Below are 23,299 nucleotides of genomic sequence, written 5' to 3'. Positions count from 1 at the left end.
CATACGCGCCGTAACCGCACTAGCCACCCCCATCTCGGGGCACTATTGCGTCGTGGCAACCGCGAGGCCGCCCCAAGGAGCCACCGGAGTCGGTGGGGACAAGGGAGGCCGCAATCGAGGTGGCGGAACGGGCCGGATGCGCGGCTCCCTCCGCGCGGTGGGCCGTGCCCTGCACTTCCCCGTCACCGGCACCGCCCGCGGTATCCGCAAGGCCACCCACGCGCAGGGCGCCGGCGAGTCCGGCCTCGGAAAGCTGATCGAACTGCACGGGGTCAACGGCGCCGGGGACATGATGATCACCGTCGCCCTCGCCTCCACCGTCTTCTTCTCCGTCCCCACCGACGAGGCCCGTGGCCGGGTCGCGCTGTACCTCGGCATCACCATGGCGCCGTTCACGCTTCTCGCGCCGGTGATCGGCCCCCTCCTCGACCGCCTCCCGCACGGCCGCCGCGCGGCGATGGCCGGCGCCATGCTCGCCCGGGCGCTGCTCGCCCTGGTCCTGTCCAGCGCCGTCGTCAGCGGCGATCTCCAGCTGTATCCGGCCGCGCTCGGGGTGCTGGTCGCCTCGAAGGCGTACGGGGTCGTCAGAAGCGCCGTCGTGCCCCGGTTGCTGCCACCGCGGTTCTCCCTGGTGAAGGCGAACTCCCGGGTCACCCTGGGCGGCCTCCTCGCCACCGGCGTGGCGGCGCCGGTCGGGGCCGGGCTGCAGGCCATCGGGCCGCGCTGGCCGCTGTACGGCGCCTTCGTCATCTTCATCGCCGGTACGTTCCTGTCCTTCTCGCTGCCGCGGAAGGTCGACTCGGCCAAGGGCGAGGACACCGCGCTGCTCGCGGCCGACGAACAGCATCTGCACGGGCCGCACCGCAAGCCCGTCAAGCGCCCGGGACTGCGCACAGTCGGCATCGCCGTGACCCACGCCCTCGCGGCCAACGCGGCCATCCGCTGCCAGTCCGGCTTCCTGATCTTCTTCCTCGCGTTCCTGTTGCGCGAGCATCCGATGTCCGGGCAGAGCGCCGCGGTGTCGCTGGGGATCGTGGCCGTCGCTGCCGGGACCGGGAACGCGATCGGTACGGCCGTCGGGGCATGGCTCAGATCCCGGGCGCCGGAGATCATCATCGTGTCCGTCCTGGGCCTGGTGGTGGGCGTGGCGCTCACGGCCGCGGCGTTCTTCAGCACGGTCCTGGTGGCGTGCCTGGCGGGGGTCGCCGGGTTCGCCCAGGCGCTGGCCAAACTGTCGCTGGACGCGCTGATCCAGCGGGACGTGCCCGAGCTGGTGCGCACCTCGGCATTCGCCCGCTCGGAGACACTGCTCCAGATGTCCTGGGTGCTCGGCGGCGCGATCGGCATCGTGCTGCCGTTGCGGGGCTCCCTCGGACTGCTGGTCGGAGCGGCGATCGTCGCCGTCGGTTGGCTGACCACCGTCAAGGGCCTGATCGGCTCGGCACGGCACGGCGGGCACGCGCGGCCACGGGTGGCCTGACGTGCCGGGACGGGCGGCACGCCGCCCCCACGTGGAGGGAGCGCCACGCCCGCCCGATAGCCTTCGCCCATGACCACGCTGCCCCGCGGCGAAGCCGCTGATGTTCACCGGGCTGTGCGACGCCGCCGCGCCGTCGCCGCCGCCGGCGCCGTTTCCGCCGGACTGCTCGTCCTGTCGGCCTGCGACAAGCCGACGCCGCTGGCCACGATCACGGTCGGCTCCTCCTCCGTGCACTCCGAGGCCACCTGCGGTGGTGAGGGCGACGCCCTGAAGACGCCGGACCTGGCGAAGTGCCTGAAGAACAAGAACCTGGAGTCCATCTCGGTCGACCCGGACGAGACCGTGCGCTTCGGTGTCGACCCGGAGATCGCGGACGAGGGCTGGACCATCCTCATGAACGGCCAGCCGCTCACCGACTCCAGCAAGAAGACGTACCGCACCATCCCGGGCAGCGTGTTCTTCAACGCCCAGTACGGCGCCAGCGGCGACTCGACGCTGGTGTCGATCAAGGAGGGCGAGAAGGACGTGACGGGTCTGTGGTCCTTCAAGCTCAAGAAGGACAGCTGACCACGTCCCCCGCAGTACGGGTCCTCGTGGCCACCGCGGTCCCGGCGGAGCGGGAGGCGGTGGCCGGGGCGCTCACGGCTCCCGGCGCCGACCTGATCGCCGTCGGCGTGGGGCCCGCCCGGGCCGCCGCCGCCACCGCCACCGCCCTGACCACCGCCGCCCTTCAGGGCGCCCCCTACGGGCTGGTCGTCTCGACCGGGATCGCCGGCGGTTTCGCACCCCACGCCCCCGTCGCCTCCCTGGTCGTCGCCGACGAGATCACGGCCGCCGACCTCGGCGCGCAGACCCCCGACGGCTTCCTGCCCGTCACCGAGCTGGGCTTCGGCACCGTCACCCACCGTCCGCCCGAAGCACTCGTACGGGAGGTCGCGGCCGCCACCGGCGCCCGCCGCGGCGCCGTCCTCACCGTCTCCACGGTGACCGGCACCGCCGAGCGCGCCGCGCGGCTCCTGCGGCGCCACCCCACCGCCCTCGCCGAGGCCATGGAGGGCTTCGGCGTCGCCGAGGCCGCGGCCGCCCACCGCACGCCCGTGCTGGAGCTGCGCGCGGTCTCCAACCCCGTCGGCCCCCGCGACCGTGCCGCCTGGCGCATCGGCGACGCGCTGGCGGCCCTCGCGGAGGCGTTCGGGAAGCTCGCACCCGTCCTGGAGAGTTGGCACCCGCATGACCGGTGAACAGCAGCGACCGCCCCTTGAGATCGCGTACTCGCCCTGCCCCAACGACACCTTCGTCTTCGACGCCCTCGCCCACGAGCGCGTCCCCGGCGCCCCCGCGCTCGACGTCACCTTCGCCGACATCGACATCACCAACGGCATGGCCGAGCGGGGCGAGTTCGACGTACTGAAGGTGTCGTACGCCGTGCTGCCCTACGTCCTGGACACGTACGCCCTGCTGCCCTGCGGGGGAGCGCTGGGGCGGGGGTGCGGGCCGCTGGTGCTGACGCGGGAGGCGGGGGTGGACCTCACGGGCCGCACGGTCGCGGTGCCCAGCGAGAAGTCGACGGCGTACCTGCTGTTCCGCCTGTGGGCCGCGGACACGCTGCCCGGCCGGGTCGGCGAGATCGTGGTCATGCCGTTCGACGAGATCATGCCCGCGGTGCGCGACGGGAAGGTCGACGCGGGGCTCGTCATCCACGAGGCGCGCTTCACGTACCAGAACTACGGGCTGCACCGGCTCGCCGACATGGGCGAGCACTGGGAGGACACGACCGGGCTGCCCATTCCGCTGGGCGCGATCATCGCCAAGCGGTCGCTGGGCGCGGAGAGGCTGCGGCTGCTCGCCGACGCGATCCGGACGTCCGTACGGGCCGCCTGGGACGACCCCGAGGCCTCCCGCCCGTACGTCATGGAGCACGCCCAGGAGATGGACCCGACCGTCGCCGAGCAGCACATCGGGCTGTACGTCAACGAGTTCACCGCCGACCTCGGCGAGGACGGCTACGCCGCGGTGCGGGGACTTCTCACGCGGGCGGCGGCGGAGGGACTGGTGCCGCCCCTGGGACCCGACTCGCTCGCCTTCCCCTGACCCTGGAGGGCGGCGGACGACGACGCCACCGCGCCGCCGGGGCCGGTCACGCGGGCCGCGGCCGAGGGGCTGGTGGCGCCCCTCGGGCCGGACGCCGGAGTTTCCGCACACAGCCGGAAACTCCGGGAAAGGGCCTATACGTCGAGCTGGTCGGCGACCGCGCGCAAGAGGCCCGCGATCTTCTTGCCGGCGGTCTTCTCCGGGTAGCGGCCGCGCTCCAGCATCGGCGTGATGTTCTCCAGGAGCGTCGTCAGGTCCTGGACGATGGAGGCCAGTTCGTCCGGCTTCTTGCGCTGGGCGGCCGCGACCGAGGGCGTCGGGTCGAGCAGGGTGACCGAGAGCGCCTGGTCACCTCGCTGACCGGCGACCACCCCGAACTCCACCCGCTGTCCGGGCTTGAGTGCGTCTACTCCGGCGGGGAGGACCGAGGAGTGGACGAAGACGTCACCGCCGTCGTCGCGGGAGAGAAAGCCGAAGCCCTTCTCGCTGTTGAACCACTTGACCTTGCCGGTAGGCACGTCTGTCCTCGTCCTCGTACTCGTCGGAAAACTGCTTCTGAAAACGGCTCTTGATAGCACTACAGCGGGTCGACCATGACCCGCCGGTACCAAGGCTAATGCTCCCCGGGCCGCTGACAAGACGTCGCCCGGTTGTTCCCTCGCGCAGGGAACTACCCTGGTCGAGTGCGTGACAAAACCCAAACGAATTCCGCCGCTCCCGGTGACCGACTGATCCGTGCCGGCGCGGTCGTCTTCTTCGTCGGCACCGTGGCCACTTTGGTCACGGTGGCCCCGTTCCTGCTCGGTACGACGCCCTTTCCGACGTACATGTTCGGACTGAGCATGCTCATGGGTGTCGGATTCCTCGTCGCCGGGGCGGGCGTGCTGCAGTCCGTCGCGGCCGGACGGCGTCAGGCGCGCGGCGCGTCCAGGTAGCCGGTGAGCCAGGCCGGGAAGCCGGTCAGGTCGGCGAGGACGACGTCCGCGCCGAGCGCGCGCAGCTGGTCGGCGTCGTACGGGCCGGTCGCCACCGTCACCGACAGGGTGCCCGCGGCACGGGCGGCGCGCACGTCACCCGCGTGGTCGCCGACGTAGACGCCCGCCTCGTACTCGCGCAGCGCCTGCGCCTTCTGCTCGGCCCAGAGGTTCCCCACGACCGCGTCCGGCTCCATACCGAGGTGGGCCAGGTGCAGCTTGGCGTTCGGCTCGTACTTGGCGGTGACGACGACGGCACGGCCGCCGGCCTCCCGCACGGCCGCTATCGCCTCCCGGGCGCCGGGCAGGGCGGGGGTCGCGGCGATGGCGATCGCGGGGTACATCTCGCGGTACAGGTCGGCCACCGCGGGGACCTGTTCCGCCGGGAACCAGTTGACCAGTTCCTCGGCCAGGGGTGGGCCGAGACGGGTGACCGCGAGGTCGGCGTCGATGTACGTCCCCGTCCGCTCGGCCAGCGCCGTGTAGGTGGCGTGGATGCCGGGACGGGAGTCGATCAGGGTCATGTCGAGGTCGAAGCCGACGGTCAGCGAAGAGGCCATATGGGCCATTGTGCCCAGGGGCCGCGCGGCGCAGACGCCGGGCGGGTGCGAGATGCGGCCCGCGGACCGGTTCAGGTCCTGCGCTGTGAACGCCAGACGATGAACAGCGCCGACGCCAGCGCCGCGCCCCGCACCACCCACGGCCAGGTCTCCCCGATCGCCGCGTTCGTCTGGCCCTCGGCGATGGGCTCGCCCCAGCGGCCGGTGGTGCGGCCCCACAGCCACACGACGCCCGCGGTGAAGGAGAGACCGGGAAGGATCACCACCGCCCACTTGGTCTCGGCGTCGGACAGCCGGCGGGAGCCCCAGGCGATGAGCCAGCCGAGGAGCAGGACGACGAGGTTGCCGAGGACGGCACCGGCGACGAGGAGCGCTGCGGCGAGCAGCAGGAGGGGATTGCTCCAGCGTCCGGCGGGGAGGGCGGGGCGCCTGACGAGGCGGCGGCGGGGCGCAGGCTCGGCCTTCTCCACGGCGGCCGGGGCGGGCTCCTCGGCCGGCTCCTCCTTCCTGGCCCGCGGGTCGTCCGACACGGGCGGGCGCCTGAGCATCTCAGGGATCTCCACCCCGCCGACGAAGCCCGGGACGTCCTCGCCCGGTCCGAAGGGGCTGCTGTCCACCCGCCACCAGTCCGGCTGGAGTGCGCTGCCCCCGAGTTCGGCCGCGCTCGCGAGGTGCGGCGGCGCGGGCGCGTCGTCGGCCGCCGTCGAGGGCTCGGCCGCCCGGGGACGCGGCACGATGCGGCGCAAGCCCTTGGGCCGATCCCGGTCGGCCTCGGCGCGGCTGTCCGGCTGGACGGGCACGGAGGTGACCGGCCCCTGCGGGGCGGGCTCGGAGGCACCCCCGGCGGCCGTGACGACCTCGTCCGGAGTGCCCAGGCGGGCGATGATGCGGCGGACGGCGGCGGGGCTGTCGACGGGCGCCTTCGCGCGCCGCCGGTCGATCTCGCCGCGCAGCTCGGACACCAGGCGCATGCGGGTGGCCGACGGCAGCTGCCGCTGCTGCGCCACGTCGCCGACGCGGCTCAGATACTCGTAGACGACCTGGTCGCTCTCGATCCCCACGAAGTCCCCTCCGGGGAGTATGCGTTGGATACCCCGTGGCACGACGTTAGCGCAGGACAGGGGCGGACCGTGCGGGTCGGACCGGGCGGCACTCCCCGGAGTCGCGCACCCCGGAGCACCGGCCGTGGCCGTGTTCGCGGAGGATGTCGCGGCCGCTGTGCCGGGTGAGGAAGTTCAGGAAGGCGGCGGCGACCGAGCCGGCCGGGGGCTCACCGTAGGTGTGGGCGAACTGGGTCTGCCAGTACGGGTGGTTCGCCTCCTCCACACCCACGGCGGTGGGCTGCCTGCCGTCGATCGCCACCTTCACGAAGCGGTCCCCGCCACCGTGGCCGTCGGCCGCCGCGGCCTCGCTGCAGCCGAGGGGAACACTCCGCTCGATGTTCGTCCGGGGGCCGGCCACGAAACGTTCCGTTCGCCCGGGAGCCGCCCCGCGCACCCCCCTGCCCCGCCCCCGCACCCGGTAACGTGAGTCGGATGAGCGACCCGGCTGCACCGCCCCGTTCCCTCGCGGAAGCGCTCCGCGCGCGGGACGACGTCTCCCTGGCCGTGCTCCTGCGCAGCCGTCCCGACCTCATCACGCCCGTCCCCACCGACCTCACCCAGCTGGCGACCCGGGCCGGCACCCGGGCCTCCGTGGTGCGCGCCCTGGAGCGTCTGGACCGCTTCGCGCTGCAGACGGCTCAGGCGCTGGCGGTGGCCGCGGATCCGGCGACGTACGACGAACTGCTCGGCCTGATGACCGGCGACGCGGGCGATCCGACCGTCGCGGGCGCCCTGCCGCGTGCCGTGGGGACGCTGCGCGAGCAGGCCCTGGTGTGGGGCGGCGACGACCGGTTGCGGCTGGTGCGCACGGCACGGGAGCTGCTCGCGCCCACGCCTCAGCATCCGTCGCCGACCGGTCTGGGCCCGACGGTCCAGGAGGCCACCGCGGGCATGTCACCGGGCCGGATCCAGGAGATCGTCACGACGGCCGGGCTGCCGTCCACGCACGACGCCGTGTCCGCCGTGTCGTCGCTGACCGCGCTGTTCACCGACCGGCGGCGCATGGCGGCGCTCCTCGCCGACGCCCCGGAGGAGTCCCTGGAGGTCCTGTCCCGTCTGGTCTGGGGGCCGCCGTACGGACAGGTCACCGCCGATCCGGCGCCCCGTCTGCGCTGGCTGCTGGACCGCGGCCTCCTCCTGCCGACGGCGCCCGGCACGGTCGTCCTGCCCCGCGAGGTGGCCCTGCACCTGCGCGCGGGCCGCGCGCACCGCGCCACCGAACCGCTGCCGCCCGTCATCGAGCCGGCCGCCACGCACCGTCCACAGGTTGTGGACGCGACGGCGGCGGGGCAGGCGTACACGGCGCTGGCGACCGTCGAGGAACTGCTGAAGGACTGGCACGAGGGCGGCCCCGCCGTACTGCGGGCCGGCGGCCTGAGCGTGCGCGACCTCAAGCGGACCGCCGTGGCGCTGGACGTACCCGAACCCGTCGCCGCGTTCTGGGTCGAACTCGCCTACGCCGCGGGGCTGCTGGCCTCCGACGGCGAGGCCGACGAGCGGTACGCGGCGACCCCGGCCTACGACGAGTGGCTGGACCAGCCCGCCGCGCAGCGCTGGGGTCTGCTGGCGCAGGCCTGGCTCACCGCGACGCGTACGGCCGGACTGGTCGGAGGCCGGGACGCCAAGGACCGCACCCTGTCGGCGCTGGGGCCCGGCCTGGACCGCTCGGCCGCCCCGGAGGTACGACACCGGGTGCTGACCCTGCTCGCCGCACTGCCCGAGGGCACCTCCCCCGCCGCCGAGTCCGTCCTGGACCGCCTGCGCTGGGAGCGTCCGCTGCGCGGCCCTCAGCAGGAGGACGACCTGCGCAGCAGGCTCGCCCGCTGGACACTGCACGAGGCGGAACTGCTGGGCGTGACGGGGCGGGGCGCGCTGTCCGCCCACGGGCGGGCGCTGCTGGGGCCGGGCCCCTCGGCAGCGGCCGGGAAGCCGGCGACGGCACGACGCGACACCGGGCCCTCGGCCACCGGCCCCTCCACGACAGCCCCCGACAGGCCCGCGTCCGCTACCCGGGCCACCCCACCGTCGGCCGCCGCGCCGTCGGACCCGTCCGGTTCCCCCGCCGGCCCCGGGGACAAGCTCCCCGTCCACCACGAGCACCCCCACCCCGCCGCTCCCCCGGAGCCCCTCTCCGCCGCCGAGCAGGCCGCCGCCACCGCCACCGCCGCGCGGCTGCTCGCCCCGCTCCTGCCCGAGCCGCTCGACCACGTCCTGCTCCAGGCCGACCTCACAGCCGTGGCTCCGGGACCGTTGCGGCGGCCGCTCGCCGACATGCTGGGGATCCTCGCCGACGTGGAGTCGAAGGGCGGGGCCACCGTGTACCGGTTCACGCCGGGCTCGGTGCGGCGCGCGCTGGACGCCGGTCGCAGCGCCTCCGACCTGCACGCCTTCCTCGCCGAGCACGCGCGGACGCCGGTGCCGCAGCCTTTGGCGTACCTGATCGACGACGTGGCCCGCAAGCACGGCCATCTCCGGGTGGGCGCCGCCTCGGCGTACGTGCGCTGCGACGACGACGCGATGCTGAACGAGATCCTCGCCGACAAGCGTGCCGCGGGCCTGCGGCTGCGCCGCCTCGCGCCGACGGTGCTCGCCGCCCAGGCGGAGCCGGCCGCACTGCTGGAGGGCCTGCGCGCGATGGGCTTCGCGCCGGCCGCCGAGTCGGCGGAGGGCGACGTCCTGATCACCCGCGCCGACGCCCACCGCACCCCGCCGCGCACGGCCCCGGAGCCGGTGCCGGACGGCCCCCCGACACCGGACGACACACTGCTGGCGGCCGCGATCCGCGCCATCCGGGCGGGCGACCTGGCCGCCACGACACCGCGCAGGCCGAGCGCGGCCTCGACGTCCGTCGCCGGGGGCGAGCTGCCCCGTACCACCTCCGCCGAGACCCTCGCCGCCATGCAGGCCGCGGTCCTGACCGGCGAGGCGCTGTGGATCGGGTACGTCAACGCCGAAGGCGCCGCGAGTCAGCGGGTCGTCGCGCCGGTCCGGGTCGAGGGCGGGTTCGTGACGGCGTACGACCACACCGCGGACGAGGTGCGGACCTACCCGCTGCACCGGATCACGGGCGTCGCCGAGCTCGCGGACGACGACGTCTGACACACCTTCGGGTGTACGTGCCGTTCCATGCACGCCACGCCGGGCTTTTCCAACGGTCGAGGGACCTTGCGGGCCCTTCCGCATCCCCCCGCGCGGCGCGGGGCAGCCACCCGGTGTCCTGATCACGCTCAAGCGAGCGCAACAGAGAGGCAGTCGTCACCATGCGCACAGCTCGTCGTCTCGCCACCGTCCTGGCCGCCGCAGCCCTGATGATGGGCGCCTTCACCGCACAGGCGGCGGCGATCAGCGTCGACGTAGCCGGGCTGGTCGTCGAGACACCGCAGGTCTGACCCGGCCCCGACGCACCGCTCGGGCCGGTCCGGCGCCCCGGGACCGGCCCGCCCGCCCGCGTCCTCGGCCCCCTCCCCCCTCCGTCACGTGAAAGGCCCTGAACTCCGCATGCCCTCCAAGCGCCTCGTTCGCGTCCGTTCCGCCGCCGTCACCGCCGCCCTCGCCGCGGCCGTGGTGACGACCGTCCTCGCACCCGGGGCATCGGCGGCCCACGCCGCCCCGCTGCCGCTCCCGGCCGGCACGGAGTCCCTGGTCACCGAGGGGGTCACCATCGAAGGACCGCTGATCAACAACGTCACTCTGCCCACGCTGCACTAGTGCGCCGCATTCGGTAGCTGTCCCCGTCGATGCGCACGACCTCGGCGTGATGGGCCAGCCGGTCCACCATCGCCAGGGCGGAGGGGCCACCGAAGATCTCGTCCCAGCGGCCGAGGGGACGGTCGCTGGTCACGAGCAGCGAGGCCCGTTCGTAGCGGTGCGCGACCAGTTGGAAGAAGAGAGCCGCGGCGTCCGGCTCGAAGGGGGTGTAGCCGACCTCGTCGACGATCAGCAGGGGGTGGGCGTCCAGTGCGTCCAGTTCCTCGGCGAGGCGGCCGGCGTCCCGCGCCCCGGCCAGCCGGGCGGCCCACTCGGCAGCGGTCGCGAACAGCACCGAGTGGCCCGCCTGGCAGGCGCGGACGCCGAGGCCGACGGCCAGATGCGTCTTGCCGGTGCCGGGCGGCCCCACGAAGACCACGTTCCGGCGGGCGGCCACGAAGTCCAGCTTGCCGAGCCGGGCCACGGCCTCCTGGTCGAAGGAGCGGGGGTGCCCGGCGTCGAAGTCCTCCAGCAGTTTGCGGGCGGGGAAGCGGGCGGCGCGCAACCGCTGCTCGGTGCTGGGCTCGTCGTCACGCGCGACGCCCTGGGCCGGGACGAAGACCTGCTCGCGGGCCTGCTCGGGGGTGTGTTCGGGGGTGTGTTCGGGGGTGTGCTCACGGTGCGCGTGCTGGGAGGCCCGCTCGGCCTGCGCGGCCATCGGCCCCGACATGTACGCCAGGATCGCCGCCGACGCGATGAAGGCCATGTGGATCACCGTGCCCCACAGCAGGGAGTGGCGCGAGGTGTGGTGGACGTCCACGAACATCTGCAGCAGATGGACCGAGGAGATGCCCACGATCGCGGTGGCGAGCTTGACCTTCAGCACGTTGGAGTTGACGTGCGAGAGCCATTCCGGCTGGTCGCGGTGGCCCTGGAGGCCGATGCGGGAGACGAACGTCTCGTAACCGCCGACGATCACCATGATCAGCAGATTGGCGATCATGACGACGTCGACGAGCTTGAGGACGGCGAGCATGACGTACGTCTCGGTCGCCTGCCCGGTCACGCACCGGAGCACTAACGTCCACAGCTCGTTGAAGAATTTGTAGACGTACACCCCCTGGGCGGCCACGAGGCCGAAGTAGAGCGGGGCCTGCAACCAGCGGGTGGCGAACAGGGCGTACCCGAGAGTGGTGGTGGGCGGAGACGGCTCACTGCTGATATGCGGCACGGTCGGCATTCTTCGCAGACGCCGCCGTCCAGGTGAAACCACACCACTCACACGAATGAAAAGACATCCTGTAGGACTACGAGGAGGATCAGGCACACTGGACGTTTGGCCCCACCGAGCATCCGGAAAGGCAGCCGCGCGTGAACGGACCACTGATCGTCCAGTCGGACAAGACCCTGCTCCTGGAGGTCGACCACGAGCAGGCGGACGCGTGCCGTCGGGCGATCGCGGCGTTCGCGGAGCTGGAGCGGGCTCCCGAGCACATCCACACCTACCGAGTGACCCCGCTCGGCCTGTGGAACGCGCGCGCGGCCGGGCACGACGCCGAGCAGGTCGTGGACGCGCTGGTGACGTACAGCCGCTACCCCGTACCGCACGCGCTGCTCGTCGACATCGCCGACACGATGGACCGGTACGGCCGGCTGACCCTCTCCAAGCACCCCGCGCACGGCCTCGTCCTCACCACCACCGACCGCCCGGTCCTGGAGGAGGTGCTGCGCTCCAAGCGGATCGCGCCCCTCGTCGGCGCCCGCATCGACCCGGACACCGTCGTCGTGCACCCCTCCGAGCGCGGGCAGATCAAGCAGACGCTGCTGAAGCTGGGCTGGCCGGCCGAGGACCTCGCCGGGTACGTCGACGGTGAGGCGCACCCGATCGAGCTGGCCGAGGACGGCTGGGCGCTGCGGCCGTACCAGAAGCAGGCCGTGGAGAACTTCTGGCACGGCGGCAGCGGTGTCGTCGTCCTGCCGTGCGGCGCCGGGAAGACGCTCGTCGGCGCCGGGTCCATGGCGCAGGCGAAGTCGACCACTTTGATCCTGGTCACCAACACCGTGTCCGCCCGGCAGTGGAAGCACGAACTGGTGAAGCGGACGTCGCTGACGGAGGACGAGATCGGCGAGTACAGCGGGACGCGGAAGGAGATCCGCCCCGTCACCATCGCCACGTACCAGGTGCTGACGACGAGGCGGAAGGGTGTCTATCCGCACCTGGAGCTCTTCGACTCCCGGGACTGGGGGCTCATCGTCTACGACGAGGTGCACCTGCTGCCCGCGCCCGTCTTCAAGTTCACCGCCGATCTCCAGGCGCGGCGCCGACTCGGACTGACCGCCACCCTTGTCCGGGAGGACGGGCGGGAGTCGGACGTGTTCTCGCTGATCGGGCCGAAGCGTTTCGACGCTCCCTGGAAGGAGATCGAGGCGCAGGGCTACATCGCGCCCGCGGACTGCGTGGAGGTGCGGGTCAACCTCACCGACTCCGAGCGGCTCGCGTACGCCACCGCCGAGCAGGAGGAGAAGTACCGCTTCTGCGCGACCACCGACACCAAGCGGAAGGTCACCGAGGCCCTGGTCCGCCGGTTCGCCGGGCAGCAGATCCTGGTCATCGGGCAGTACATCGACCAGCTCGACGAGCTGGGCGAGCATCTGAACGCGCCCGTGATCAAGGGGGAGACGTCGAATGCCCAGCGCGAGAAGCTGTTCGACGCGTTCCGCGAGGGCGAGATCAGCGTGCTGGTGGTCTCCAAGGTCGCGAACTTCTCGATCGACCTGCCGGAGGCGACGGTCGCCATCCAGGTCTCGGGCACCTTCGGCTCCCGCCAGGAGGAGGCCCAGCGCCTGGGCCGGGTGCTGCGGCCCAAGTCGGACGGGCACCAGGCCCACTTCTACTCGGTCGTCGCCCGCGACACGATCGACCAGGACTTCGCCGCGCACCGCCAGCGGTTCCTGGCGGAACAGGGGTACGCGTACCGGATCGTGGACGCGGACGAGATCCTCGCGGAGGGGTAGCGGGAAGGCACGGGCGTCCCGCGAGGGTCACTTGCGGCGGACGCCCGCTTCCTCGCCGTACTCACCGAGGATGATCACGTCGAAGGCGGCACCCACGAACACCTTGACGGCACGCAGGGCTTCGCCGAGGCGGTGGTGGTGGTTCCCCTGGAGCGCGGTCGCTCCGTGGGGACCCACGGGTGCTGGGTGAATGGTTGCTGCGCTCATGTCTCCATGATGGATTCGGGGACATAAGTACGGCATCGGTCTGCGGGCCGAAGCCGTACCCCCTCCGCGTACACCTCCGGACGGACCGCGTACCCCGGCGAAGGGGGAGACATCCCCTAGGGGACGGGGACGGAGGGGGACGGCAGGGGGGACGGGCGAGGAACGTCAGGGGGACGGACGGGGAACGGGCGGCGGCCGCCGCGGGCGGAATATTCGTTGGCCTTGGCCATCCCCTCTCCCCTAAAATCTCCGCTCTTGCCCGCCTCCCCCCGCGGAGTGCCGCCGCCCGGACGGAAACCGGTCGGCTCTCTCACCCACTTTCCCGCAGGTCCTCCGGAGGCACCCCCGTGTCCACGCCCGTCGACGACGCCCTCGACCCGCTCTCCCGGGAGCGCTCGCACCTCGCCGAGTCCCGCGCCGCCCTGCGTGCCATGCGCGAGGACGTGGAGGCCCTCGACATCAGCGACGTCACCGCGAACTGGGTCAACGCCGAGGTCCTGGCCCGCCAGATCGACGAGCGCATCAAGGCGCTGGCCGACCTCAGCGACACCCCGCTGTTCTTCGGCCGGCTCGACTACCTGCACGCCCCCGGCGTGGAGGCGGCGGAGGGCGCGGAGGGGGAGCGCTTCTACATCGGGCGCCGGCATGTGCACGACGCCGAGGGCGACCCGATGGTGATCGACTGGCGTGCGCCGGTGTCCCAGCCGTTCTACCGGGCCTCCAAGAACGACCCGATGGACGTCGCGCTGCGGCGCCGGTTCGGCTACACGGGCGGCGACCTGACGGCGTACGAGGACGAGCACCTCTCCGATCCGGCGGAGGCGGCGAAGACCAGCAGGCTGCTCCAGCAGGAGATCGAGCGTCCGCGCGTGGGGCCGATGCGGGACATCGTGGCGACGATCCAGCCGGAGCAGGACGAGATCGTGCGCTCGGGACTGTCCGGGACGGTGTGTGTCCAGGGAGGCCCGGGCACCGGGAAGACGGCGGTGGGCCTGCACCGGGTGGCGTACCTGCTGTACGCCCATCGTGAGCGGCTCGCCCGCACCGGCACACTCGTCATCGGGCCGAACCGGTCCTTCCTGCACTACATCGAGCAAGTGCTTCCTGCGCTGGGCGAGTTGACGGTCAGGCAGGCCACCGTGGACGACCTGGTCGCCCACGTCGAGGTGCGCGGTACGGACGACGCGGCGGCCGCGGTGATCAAGGGCGACGCGCGGATGGCCCAGGTGCTGCGGCGGGCGGTCTACTCGCACGTGACCTTGCCGACCGAGCCGGTCGTCGTCGTACGCGGATCACGCCGCTGGCGGGTGCCGGCGTACGAGATCGAGGAGATCGTCCGCGAGCTGCTCGCCCGCGACATCCGCTACGGCGCCGCCCGGGAGGCCCTTCCGCAGCGGATCGCGCACGCGGTCCTGGTGCAGATGGAGCGGTCGGGCGAGGCGCCGGACGACCGGGTGCAGGACTCGGTGGCCCGCAACAGCGCGGTCAAGGCGGCCGTCAAGGCGATCTGGCCACCGGTCGAGCCGGCGAAGCTCGTGCTGCGGCTGCTGGCGGACGCGGACTTCCTCGCCGTGCACGCGGACGGGGTACTGAGCGAGGACGAGCAGAAGACCATCCTGTGGGCGAAGCCGGCGCGGTCGGTGAAGTCGGCCAAGTGGTCCGCGGCGGACGCGGTGCTGATCGACGAGACGGCCGACATCGTGTCCCGGACGCCGTCCCTCGGCCATGTCGTCCTCGACGAGGCGCAGGACCTGTCCCCCATGCAGTACCGGGCGGTCGGGCGGCGCTGCACGACCGGTTCGGCGACGGTCCTCGGTGACCTGGCGCAGGGGACGACGCCCTGGGCCACGCGGAGTTGGGACGAGGCACTCGCCCACCTCGGCAAGTCCGACGGCGTGATCGAGGAGCTGACGGCTGGTTTCCGCGTACCGACGGACGTGATCACGTACGCCTCCCGTCTCCTCCCGCACATCGCGCCGGGCCTGACGCCGGTGGCGTCGATCCGTGAGAACCCGGGGCTCTTCGAGGTGCGTGCGGTGCCGGGGGCGGACGAAGTGGTCGCCGCCTGCGAGGAGTTGCTGCGCAACGAGGGCTCGATCGGCCTGATCGCGGCGGACGCGCGCATTCCGGTGCTGTCGGAGGCGCTCGCGGCGGCGGGGATCACGTACCTGGCGCCCGGCGAGGAGACGACCCGGCAGACGCGCCTGACGCTGGTGCCCGCGTCGCTCGCGAAGGGTCTGGAGTACGACTACGTCGTCCTGGACGAGCCCCGGGCCGTGGTGGACGGGGAGCCGGACGAGCGGACGGGACTGCGGCGGCTGTACGTCGCGCTGACGCGAGCGGTGTCGGGACTGATCGTGACGCATACGACGGCTCTGCCGACGCAGTTGGACTGAGGGCCGGGGCTGCGCCGGACGGTTCGCGGGCGGGTGGTGGGCAGTTGGTAGGCGGTTCGCGGGCGGTTCGTGGGCGGATGCCTGCCGTCCCGGGGTGCGGGCGGTTCGTGGGCGGATGCCTGCCGTCCCGGGGTGCGGGCGGCTCGTGGGCGGATGCCTGCCGTCCCGGATTGCGGGCGGCTCGTGGGCGGATGCCTGCCGTTCCGGGTTGCGGGTGCCGGGCGGGCGGATCGGGGTCCTGTGGGTTGCGGGCGCCGGGCGGGGCGCTCCCGCCCGGCGGACCGCCGACCCCGGGCGAGGCATTCCTGTCGTACCCGCGTCCGGTGGCGGGGGCTGGTTGCGTGGCTCGCCGCCCCCGAGGGGACCGTGGCCGACCGCGTCCCGCCGGGCCCTGCCCCGGCTCGCCCGGCCCGGGCAGTCGTACCCGGGCCCGCCCCAGGGCCCCCGGCCGGGGCAGTCGTACCGCCGGGGCGGCTCGGGTGGGTGCGGGCGGCGGCCCGCCGGCGCCGGGTCGCGCGTCCCGCCCCGCCCCCGTCCCGTCCCGCTCCGACGCCCCTGTCTACGCGACTCCCCGCACGACCCCGTCCAGCACGGCCCGCCACTCGGCCACCGCCTCCGCCGAGACCGCCCCCGCCCAGCCGTCCGGCCGTGCCGCCCCGCCGATGTGGAACGCGTCGATCCCTGCCGCCAGCAGCTTGGGCACATGGTCGAGACGCAAACCGCCGCCCACCAGGATCCGCTGTTCGTACCCCGGCTCCCCCTCCCGTGCCGCCTCCGCGAGCAGCGTGGGAAGCCCGTCGTCCACACCGGCCGCGGAGCCCGCCGTGAGGTAGGTGTCCAGTCCCGGCATCCCGTCCAGCTGCTTGCGCAGCGCATCCCGGTCGGCGGCCCGGTCCAGCGCCCGGTGGAAGGTCCAACGGCATCCGTCCAGCTCGCCCACCACCCGCTCGACGGCCCCGAGATCCAGACCACCGTCCGTATCCAGGAAGCCGAGCACGAACTCCCGCGCCCCGGCCTCCCGCATCTCGCGAGCCACCCCTGCCAGCCGGTCGACGTCCCCCGCCGCGAACCCGTCCGCCAGCCGGAGCATCACGCGAAGGTCGATGTCGACGGCGTCCCGGATCCCGGCCACGGTCCCCACCGACGGCGTCAACCCGTCGGCCGCCATGTCGGTGACCAGTTCGAGCCGGTCCGCACCCCCGGCCTGGGCGGCGACCGCGTCCTCGACACCGAGGGCGATCACCTCCAGGACTGCACGCTTGCTCATGGGACCCCATTCCTCGGTATTCGACGGCGACGGCAGAACTACAGGTCTAGTCCAATCCAAGGGTACGGGGTGGAGCGGCCGCGGTGGCGGAGGGCCGTCCACTTGGCGGGATCACACGGGTCATGGCGTCCCGCACCGGGCCCGGCGGCCGGCCCGCGAGAATGAGGGCATGGCCGACCTCGAAGACCTCCGCTCCCGCTGGCTGCGCACCCTGCTCGCGGCCCGCGAAGACGACTCCTGCGCCATCGCCCCCGAGCGCTACGGGGACGCCCTGCTGCGCCGCTGGTCGGAACCGCAGCGGCGCTACCACACCGTCGAGCACCTGGCGGCGGTCCTCGCTCACATCGACGTACTGCAGGAGTACGCCGACGACGTGCCGGCGGTGCGGCTCGCGGCCTGGTTCCACGACGCCGTGTACCTGCCGGAACGGTCGACGAACGAGGAGCGCTCCGCCCGCCTGGCCGAACGTGCCCTCCCTGAGGCCGGCGTCCCCGCCGAGCGCACCGCCGAGGTGGCCCGTCTCGTCCGTCTCACCACCACCCACGCCCCGGCGCCGGACGATCGCAACGGCCAGGTCCTCTGCGACGCCGACCTCGCGATCCTCGCCGCCCCGCCCTCCGCGTACGCCGCGTACACCGCCGCCGTCCGCGAGGAGTACCACTTCGTGCCGAACGACGCCTTCCGGGCGGGCCGTTCCGCGGTCCTGCGCCAACTTCTCGACCTGCCCCACCTGTTCAGCACGCCGTACGGCAAGGAGAAGTGGGAGGCCACGGCCCGCTACAACCTCTCCTGCGAGCTGGAAATGCTGTCGCTGTGATCAGCCGGGCCCCCGTAGCCTGCTCGGCATGCGAGACATGAGCGGGGAACACGTACAGGAAGCAGTGGCGAGCTGCGTGGCGCTGCTGCGCACGGCGGCGGACCGGGACTGGACGGCCGTCAGGGCCGGGCGGCTGGAGTGGGACTGCCACACCACCGCGTTCCACATCGCCGAAGACCTCATCGCCTACGCCGCCAACCTGGCCGGACGCGCCGAGGGCGACTACGTCCCGTTCGAGATCACCCTCGACGAGGGCACCGACAACGAGGGCCTGCTCCAGGTCATCGAGACCACCGGCGCGCTGCTCACCGCCACCGTCCGCACCACCCCCCGCGAGGTCCGCGCCTTCCACCCGTACCCCTTCCGCAGCGCCAACCGCGAGGGCTTCGCCGCGATGGGGGTCGCCGAGGTCCTGCTGCACACGCACGACATCGCCGAAGGGCTGGGCCTGGCGTACGAACCTCCGGTGGAGCTGCCCAAGTTCGTCCTGACGACGATCTTCCCGCACGTCCAGCGCGAGCCCGACGACCACTGGGGCACCCTGCTGTGGGCCACCGGCCGCGGTGAGCTGCCCGGCCGCGCGCCGGTCACCGAGTGGCGCTGGCGCAACAACCTGGTCATCCCCGCCGACCGCCTCACCCTGCAGGGCGTCACCCCCGCGGCCGCCGCCGATCTGAGCGCGGGCGGCGACGGCGGGTTCACCTGGATCGTGGGCGGCCCCTTCGAGGGGACGAGGGAGGCGGCCGGGATGATGCTGAACGCCTACGAGATGGGCGTGCACCGCCCCGAGTTCGGCCTGTTCGTCCTCGTCAGGAAGGAGGACGGCCTCGCGGTCGGCGGCATGGGCTTCCACGGCGCCCCCGACGAGGAGGGCCGGGCCGAGGTCGGCTACGACCTGGTGGAGGGCGCCCGCGGCCGCGGTTACGCGAGCGAGGCACTGACCGCGCTGTCGGAGTGGGCGCTGGCCAGGGACGACGTACGACTCCTGTGCGCCACCGTGGAGGCCGGCAACGTCCCGTCGCAGGGCGTCGCCTCGCGCGCCGGGTATGTGCGGGCGACGGTCGAGGAGGAGCGGGCCGCGCGAGGGGAGCAGGACCTGAACGGCACGGACGGCGCGCTGCGGTTGTACGTCCGCGGGGAACGGCAGCCCGCGGCCTAGCCTGGGCGGAGCCGACCCGCGTCGCCGGAGGGAACCGCCGTGTCGTTCACCGACGAGGAGCTCGCCTACCTGCGCGCGAACCCGCTCGCCCGCTTCGCCAGCCTGTGCGCGGGCGAGCAGCCCGATGTGGTGCCGGTGGCCCTCGACTTCGACGGCACCCGTTTCTGGGTGGGCGGTCCCGGCCCTGACGTCCTCGGCACCCGCAAGTTCCGCAACGTCGCCCAGGGCCGCCACAAGGTGGCCTTCGTCGTGGACGACCTGGTCTCCGTCGAGCCGTTCGTCGCCCGCGGCATCCGGGTGTACGGCGTCGCGGACGGCCCCGTGGAGCGGGACGGCATGGTGGGCCCCGGTCACTACCTGCGCATCACGCCGACGCTCTCGTGGAGCTGGAACCTCGCGGACCCGCCCCGCCCGGCCGGGGAGGCCTGGTACGCCACGCGCCGCACCGAACACCGCACGTGAGTGGCCCACGTCACATCCGTCAGTGTCACATCCCGTGGAGCCGTTCCGTCGTAGGTGTGTAACCCACGACAACGGCCAAGGAGTTCACCATGGGCGCCCGTCTCAACGTCTTCGAGATCCCGACCGCCGGCAAGGTCATCAAGCACATCGTCTCGGCGAGCAAGGTGGTGCACGACTCGCCGCTGCCGCTCACCACGCAGCACCTGGTGACTCTGCGCGCCAGCCAGATCAACGGCTGCGGCTTCTGCACCGACATGCACAGCAAGGACGCCGTAGCGGCGGGCGAGGACTGGCTGCGGCTCAACCTGGTCGCGGCGTGGCGGGAGGCCACCTGCTTCACCGATGCCGAGCGCGCCGCGCTCGAACTGGCGGAGGAGGGCACCCGTATCGCGGACGGGGCCGGCGGGGTCCCGGACGAGGTCTGGGAGAACGCCGCCAAGCACTACGACGAGGAGCAGCTCGCCGCCCTGGTGTTCCTGATCGGCCTCATCAACGCCTTCAACCGGATGAACGTGATGATCCAGCAGCCCGCGGGCGACTACAAGCCCGGTCAGTTCGCCTAGGCCGAGTGCCGACGGGAAGCATCGCGGCCCGCAGGGCCGGGACGGTGGACCCGGCCCTGCGCCCGTCCCTTCGGCCTGCGCAACCCCGACGCCTGCAACAGCCTCACCACCTCGCGGCTGCTGACCTCCACGGCACCGGCGCGGACCGCGTCGGCGTACCGGTCCGAGGGAATGTCGTAGTGATCCCGCTCGAAGGCCCGTGCCGGGACCCCCAACCGTTCGGCGAACGTGTGCAGTTCGTCGTACGACACGTCGCTGACCAGGTGTGACCACATCCGCCCGTGCCCCGGCCAGGCAGGGGGGTCGATGTAGATCGTCATGGCTTCACGCACCCCGCTCGTCCCCCGGCCCGTCCACCGGCCCGGCTGCCCCGACCCGCCCGCGCGCCGCCCCGGCGCCGCCCCCTCACGAGGCCGGCGTCCCGCCCGCGCCGCACGACCCCAGCGAGCCCACGGCGGCGACCTTCACCCCCGCCTCGTGGCACACCCAGTGCGGATCGGGGCCCAGTTCCGGCTCGACGTCCAGCGTGTGCGGGTCGCCGGTGCCGCACACCGGGCACAGCGGCCAGCGGCCGTGCCGGTCTAGCAGGGCGTCCTGCACGTCCTGGGCGACCAGTCCGGCCACGTACGCCACGCCTTCCGGCCACTGCTCCACCCACCAGCGCCGCTGCACGACCGACTCCTCGACCAGCGACACGACGTCCGCCTCGGCGACCTCACCCGCGACCAGGTCGGCGAGGACGAGGGCGCGGGCCGTGTGCAACGCCTGCTCCAGCGGACCGATGGATTCCATGCCCCTATTGTGCGCACCCTTGACCACGTGACGGAGATGAAAATACCTTTCATATGTGACCCGTGAAGTGAAGGAAACTTTCGGCGGCGCTCCCCCCGCACCCGCCGCCCTGGCGGCCAAGGTGCGCACGCTCGCCCCGTCGATGACCCGCTCCATGCAGCGCGTCGCCGAAGCGGTCGCCGGCGACCCGGCGGGTTGCGCGGCCCTCACGGTCACCGGCCTCGCCGAACTCACCGGCACCAGCGAGGCCACCGTGGTGCGCACGGCCCGCCTCCTCGGCTACCCCGGCTACCGCGACCTGCGCCTCGCCCTCGCCGGTCTCGCCGCCCAGCAGCAGTCGGGCCGGGCTCCCGCCATAACGACGGACATCGCGGTGGACGACCCCATCGCCGACGTGGTGGCCAAGCTCGCCCACGACGAGCAGCAGACCCTCGCCGACACCGCCGCCGGACTCGACACCGCCCAGCTCGGGGCAGCCGTCTCGGCCGCCGCCGCGGCCCGCCGTATCGACGTCTACGGCGTGGGCGCCTCGGGGCTCGTCGCCCAGGACCTCACGCAGAAGCTGCTGCGGATAGGGCTCATAGCCCACGCGCACAGCGATCCGCACCTCGCCGTGACGAACGCCGTGCAGCTGCGCGCGGGTGACGTGGCGATCGCCATCACCCACTCCGGCTCCACCGGGGACGTCATCGAGCCGCTGCGGGTGGCGTTCGAGCACGGGGCCACCACGGTCGCCATCACCGGGCGCCCGGACGGGCCGGTCACCCAGTACGCCGATCACATCCTCACGACGTCCACGGCACGGGAGAGCGAGCTGCGTCCGGCGGCCATGTCGTCGCGGACCAGCCAGCTGCTCGTGGTGGACTGCCTGTTCGTCGGTGTCGCCCAGCGGACCTACGAGACGGCGGCGCCGGCGCTGGCGGCGTCCTACGAGGCGCTGGCACACCGGCATCGTCGGTAGACCGCAGGTCTGACGGCCCTCGGGCCGGACAGCACACCGCACAGTGGAAAGAGCCGCTTCCCTCATGACCTCCACATCCGACCCCCGCGCCCTCCGCGCCGAGCTGGACTCCCTGACCACCGAGGCGTTCCGCCCCGAACTCGCCGGGATCGACCGGCTCGCGACCCTCGACATCGCCCGGCTCATGAACGGCGAGGACTCCTGCGTACCGGCGGCCGTCGCCGCGCGCCTCCCGGAGATCGCCGCCGCCATCGACGCCGTGGCCGAGCGGATGGCCCGGGGCGGCCGTCTCGTCTACGCGGGCGCGGGCACGGCGGGCCGCCTGGGCGTGCTCGACGCCTCCGAGTGCCCGCCCACCTTCAACACCGCTCCCTCGCAGGTCGTCGGCCTCATCGCGGGCGGCCCGGAAGCCATGGTCACCTCCGTCGAGGGCGCCGAGGACTCCGCGGACCTGGCCCGCGCCGACCTGGACGCCCTCGCGCTCACCCCCGCCGACACGGTGGTCGGCATCTCCGCCTCCGGACGCACCCCGTACGCGATCGGCGCGGTCGAACACGCCCGCGCGCGGGGCGCGTTGACGATCGGCCTGGCCTGCAACCCGGGCAGCGCCCTCGCGGCCGCCGCCGAGCACGGCCTGGAGATCGTGGTGGGCCCGGAGCTGCTGACCGGCTCGACCCGCCTGAAGGCCGGGACCGCCCAGAAGCTGGTCCTCAACATGCTCTCGACGATCACGATGATCCGCCTGGGCAAGACCTACGGAAACCTGATGGTCGACGTCCGCGCCTCCAACGACAAGCTCCGCGCCCGCTCCCGCCGCATCGTCGCCCTGGCCACGGGCGCGAACGACACCGACGTCGAACGGGCCCTCACGGAAGCGGGCGGCGAGGTGAAGACGGCGATCCTGATCCTGCTGACAGACGTGGACGCCACCACCGCGACGGAGCTGCTGGCCGCGGCCAACGGCCATCTACGGGCGGCCGTGACAGCGGGCGGCTCCTGACCTGCCGCATCAGCGAGGACACCTGGACGACGCGTCGAGCGGGCGGGACGGGTGCGCGACGGTCGCTCTTCGCCCTCTCGCTGTTGAAGCAACTGTTTGCTCGATGACTGGATTGTTTCTTGATACCTGAGACCGATCACCGCGAGTCGCTTCGCACGCTTCCGGCATTGAGCGGTTCGGGCACGACAGAATTCTTCGAGCGCGCAGGAGTTCCGCTCACCTCTTACCGCGAGAGAACCCGTCCATATTCGGACACCCCACGTCCTGGAATCCGCGCATAGGGCCTCTACTTTCGGCCAGGCGGAGCGTCAGGAGGGGGCACTTCCCGGAATCAAGAACTCCGGTAAAATGAGGAGCAAGCTGGGTATCGACCGCAGCGACAATGCGGTCGATACCCAGCGCTGCTCACCGCGACGAGCGCGGCCGGTTCAGCAGAGCGCCAACCCAGCGAAGACGCGCGGCGTGATGGCGACCTTGCTGCTTTGCTGGTCACCCGGGTCCATGGTCTGGCACGGGCCGTCCACGCCGAAGTCCCAGAGGATCTTCACTCGGTAGGTACGCGAGCAGTTGTTCTTCGCGTACGCGGTCTGCGTGATGACCCCGGAGTTGACCCAGCCCTTGACGCAGGTGGGCGGCGCGGCTCTGACGCCGACCTCCGCCGCAGCTGCGGGAGCCACCGCCGCGACGCTCGTGAGGGCGACAGTCGCCACGCTGAGAGCAGAGGCTCTCTTTAAGGTCCGCGAAATACTCAAGGTGAGACCCACT

26 protein-coding genes are annotated in these 23,299 nt (G+C 72.7%); 16 read left to right on the top strand and 10 right to left on the bottom strand.

The genetic code is table 11. The features are described from left to right. Positions 1-52: 52 nt before the first annotated feature. The 4 genes from ACFYNL_RS26410 to ACFYNL_RS26395 all read left to right on the top strand — a co-directional run bounded on the left by ACFYNL_RS26410 (position 53) and on the right by ACFYNL_RS26395 (position 3,571). Positions 53-1,480: an MFS transporter gene (locus tag ACFYNL_RS26410; protein ID WP_388807472.1), complete on the top strand. Its 1,428-nt coding sequence runs from the start codon at positions 53-55 to the stop codon at positions 1,478-1,480. Between the two features lie 69 nt (positions 1,481-1,549). Then, a complete protein-coding gene (locus ACFYNL_RS26405) occupies positions 1,550-2,047 on the top strand; it encodes a DUF2771 domain-containing protein (RefSeq protein WP_388807471.1) in 498 nt (165 codons plus the stop codon). Next, complete coding sequence (locus tag ACFYNL_RS26400) at positions 2,017-2,721, top strand: futalosine hydrolase (protein WP_388807470.1); 705 nt, start codon at positions 2,017-2,019, stop codon at positions 2,719-2,721. Before ACFYNL_RS26405 ends, ACFYNL_RS26400 begins: the two co-directional genes overlap by 31 nt. Then, positions 2,711-3,571, top strand: coding sequence for a 1,4-dihydroxy-6-naphthoate synthase (locus ACFYNL_RS26395; protein WP_388807469.1), 861 nt, complete (start codon positions 2,711-2,713; stop codon positions 3,569-3,571). Before ACFYNL_RS26400 ends, ACFYNL_RS26395 begins: the two co-directional genes overlap by 11 nt. Before the next feature lie 134 nt (positions 3,572-3,705). On the opposite strand, the gene ACFYNL_RS26390 is transcribed toward ACFYNL_RS26395, so the two are convergent. Then, positions 3,706-4,089, bottom strand: a complete 384-nt coding sequence (locus tag ACFYNL_RS26390) for a cold-shock protein (protein WP_388807468.1) — start codon at positions 4,087-4,089, stop codon at positions 3,706-3,708. Between the two features lie 165 nt (positions 4,090-4,254). Here ACFYNL_RS26390 and ACFYNL_RS26385 point away from each other — a divergent pair, with 165 nt between their 5' ends. Continuing rightward, positions 4,255-4,506: a hypothetical protein gene (locus ACFYNL_RS26385; protein WP_388807467.1), complete on the top strand. Its 252-nt coding sequence runs from the start codon at positions 4,255-4,257 to the stop codon at positions 4,504-4,506. On the opposite strand, the gene ACFYNL_RS26380 is transcribed toward ACFYNL_RS26385, so the two are convergent. From ACFYNL_RS26380 to ACFYNL_RS26370, 3 genes are all read right to left on the bottom strand, one after another. After that, entirely contained in the window at positions 4,482-5,114 is a 633-nt protein-coding gene (locus ACFYNL_RS26380) for an HAD family hydrolase (RefSeq protein ID WP_388807466.1), read from the bottom strand. The two genes, ACFYNL_RS26385 and ACFYNL_RS26380, sit on opposite strands and share 25 nt — an antisense overlap. 62 nt (positions 5,115-5,176) lie before the next feature. Further along, positions 5,177-6,166, bottom strand: a complete 990-nt coding sequence (locus ACFYNL_RS26375) for a hypothetical protein (protein ID WP_388807465.1) — start codon at positions 6,164-6,166, stop codon at positions 5,177-5,179. 46 nt (positions 6,167-6,212) lie between these two features. After that, positions 6,213-6,566 (bottom strand): hypothetical protein, encoded by a 354-nt coding sequence (locus ACFYNL_RS26370; protein ID WP_388807464.1) that lies wholly within the window; start codon positions 6,564-6,566, stop codon positions 6,213-6,215. Positions 6,567-6,640: 74 nt separating this feature from the next. Between ACFYNL_RS26370 and ACFYNL_RS26365 the strand changes: the two genes are divergently transcribed. The 3 genes from ACFYNL_RS26365 (at position 6,641) to ACFYNL_RS26355 (ending at position 9,916) form a co-directional block, all read left to right on the top strand. Then, positions 6,641-9,307 (top strand): helicase-associated domain-containing protein, encoded by a 2,667-nt coding sequence (locus ACFYNL_RS26365; protein ID WP_388807463.1) that lies wholly within the window; start codon positions 6,641-6,643, stop codon positions 9,305-9,307. A gap of 161 nt (positions 9,308-9,468) precedes the next feature. Further along, positions 9,469-9,597: a hypothetical protein gene (locus tag ACFYNL_RS26360; protein ID WP_388807462.1), complete on the top strand. Its 129-nt coding sequence runs from the start codon at positions 9,469-9,471 to the stop codon at positions 9,595-9,597. Between the two features lie 109 nt (positions 9,598-9,706). Continuing rightward, the gene (locus tag ACFYNL_RS26355) at positions 9,707-9,916 is read left to right on the top strand and encodes a hypothetical protein (protein ID WP_388807461.1); all 210 of its coding nucleotides are present in this window, start codon (positions 9,707-9,709) and stop codon (positions 9,914-9,916) included. Here ACFYNL_RS26355 and istB read toward each other — a convergent pair. Then, positions 9,894-11,135 carry an IS21-like element helper ATPase IstB gene (gene istB / locus ACFYNL_RS26350; protein WP_388807460.1) on the bottom strand — a complete coding sequence of 414 codons (1,242 nt, stop codon included), beginning with the start codon at positions 11,133-11,135 and terminating at the stop codon, positions 9,894-9,896. The two genes, ACFYNL_RS26355 and istB, sit on opposite strands and share 23 nt — an antisense overlap. Before the next feature lie 131 nt (positions 11,136-11,266). Here istB and ACFYNL_RS26345 point away from each other — a divergent pair, with 131 nt between their 5' ends. Beyond that, positions 11,267-12,910 carry a DNA repair helicase XPB gene (locus ACFYNL_RS26345; RefSeq protein WP_388807459.1) on the top strand — a complete coding sequence of 548 codons (1,644 nt, stop codon included), beginning with the start codon at positions 11,267-11,269 and terminating at the stop codon, positions 12,908-12,910. 27 nt (positions 12,911-12,937) lie between these two features. Here the strand turns inward: ACFYNL_RS26345 and ACFYNL_RS26340 are convergent, their stop codons facing one another. After that, positions 12,938-13,117 carry a hypothetical protein gene (locus ACFYNL_RS26340; protein ID WP_388807458.1) on the bottom strand — a complete coding sequence of 60 codons (180 nt, stop codon included), beginning with the start codon at positions 13,115-13,117 and terminating at the stop codon, positions 12,938-12,940. A gap of 347 nt (positions 13,118-13,464) precedes the next feature. On the opposite strand from ACFYNL_RS26340, the gene ACFYNL_RS26335 reads away from it, so the two are divergent. Next, complete coding sequence (locus ACFYNL_RS26335) at positions 13,465-15,513, top strand: HelD family protein (protein ID WP_388807457.1); 2,049 nt, start codon at positions 13,465-13,467, stop codon at positions 15,511-15,513. Between the two features lie 559 nt (positions 15,514-16,072). Here ACFYNL_RS26335 and ACFYNL_RS26330 read toward each other — a convergent pair. Further along, positions 16,073-16,780: a copper homeostasis protein CutC gene (locus ACFYNL_RS26330; protein ID WP_388807456.1), complete on the bottom strand. Its 708-nt coding sequence runs from the start codon at positions 16,778-16,780 to the stop codon at positions 16,073-16,075. 169 nt (positions 16,781-16,949) lie between these two features. On the opposite strand from ACFYNL_RS26330, the gene ACFYNL_RS26325 reads away from it, so the two are divergent. The 4 genes from ACFYNL_RS26325 to ACFYNL_RS26310 all read left to right on the top strand — a co-directional run bounded on the left by ACFYNL_RS26325 (position 16,950) and on the right by ACFYNL_RS26310 (position 19,781). Continuing rightward, a complete protein-coding gene (locus ACFYNL_RS26325) occupies positions 16,950-17,597 on the top strand; it encodes a hypothetical protein (RefSeq protein WP_388807455.1) in 648 nt (215 codons plus the stop codon). Positions 17,598-17,625: 28 nt separating this feature from the next. Then, positions 17,626-18,756, top strand: coding sequence for a GNAT family N-acetyltransferase (locus ACFYNL_RS26320; protein ID WP_388807454.1), 1,131 nt, complete (start codon positions 17,626-17,628; stop codon positions 18,754-18,756). Between the two features lie 39 nt (positions 18,757-18,795). After that, entirely contained in the window at positions 18,796-19,218 is a 423-nt protein-coding gene (locus ACFYNL_RS26315) for a PPOX class F420-dependent oxidoreductase (RefSeq protein WP_388807453.1), read from the top strand. 89 nt (positions 19,219-19,307) lie between these two features. Then, the gene (locus ACFYNL_RS26310; RefSeq protein WP_388807452.1) at positions 19,308-19,781 is read left to right on the top strand and encodes a carboxymuconolactone decarboxylase family protein; all 474 of its coding nucleotides are present in this window, start codon (positions 19,308-19,310) and stop codon (positions 19,779-19,781) included. Here ACFYNL_RS26310 and ACFYNL_RS26305 read toward each other — a convergent pair. Together ACFYNL_RS26305 and ACFYNL_RS26300 are read right to left on the bottom strand one after the other, a co-directional pair. Further along, positions 19,778-20,101 carry a DUF4031 domain-containing protein gene (locus tag ACFYNL_RS26305; RefSeq protein WP_388807451.1) on the bottom strand — a complete coding sequence of 108 codons (324 nt, stop codon included), beginning with the start codon at positions 20,099-20,101 and terminating at the stop codon, positions 19,778-19,780. The two genes, ACFYNL_RS26310 and ACFYNL_RS26305, sit on opposite strands and share 4 nt — an antisense overlap. 85 nt (positions 20,102-20,186) lie before the next feature. Next, the gene (locus ACFYNL_RS26300; RefSeq protein WP_388807450.1) at positions 20,187-20,573 is read right to left on the bottom strand and encodes a hypothetical protein; all 387 of its coding nucleotides are present in this window, start codon (positions 20,571-20,573) and stop codon (positions 20,187-20,189) included. A 55-nt stretch (positions 20,574-20,628) separates the two neighbouring features. Between ACFYNL_RS26300 and ACFYNL_RS26295 the strand changes: the two genes are divergently transcribed. Beyond that, complete coding sequence (locus ACFYNL_RS26295; protein WP_388807449.1) at positions 20,629-21,534, top strand: MurR/RpiR family transcriptional regulator; 906 nt, start codon at positions 20,629-20,631, stop codon at positions 21,532-21,534. Between the two features lie 64 nt (positions 21,535-21,598). Then, positions 21,599-22,534: an N-acetylmuramic acid 6-phosphate etherase gene (gene murQ, locus ACFYNL_RS26290; protein ID WP_388807448.1), complete on the top strand. Its 936-nt coding sequence runs from the start codon at positions 21,599-21,601 to the stop codon at positions 22,532-22,534. Positions 22,535-22,962: 428 nt separating this feature from the next. Here murQ and ACFYNL_RS26285 read toward each other — a convergent pair whose 3' ends face one another. Further along, entirely contained in the window at positions 22,963-23,244 is a 282-nt protein-coding gene (locus tag ACFYNL_RS26285) for a hypothetical protein (RefSeq protein ID WP_388807447.1), read from the bottom strand. Positions 23,245-23,299 lie beyond the last annotated feature (55 nt).

It is taken from the genome of Streptomyces sp. NPDC007808 (assembly GCF_042868655.1).
In the GTDB taxonomy this organism is placed as follows: Bacteria; Actinomycetota; Actinomycetes; order Streptomycetales; family Streptomycetaceae; genus Streptomyces.
This window is presented reverse-complemented; position numbering and strand designations above follow the sequence as displayed.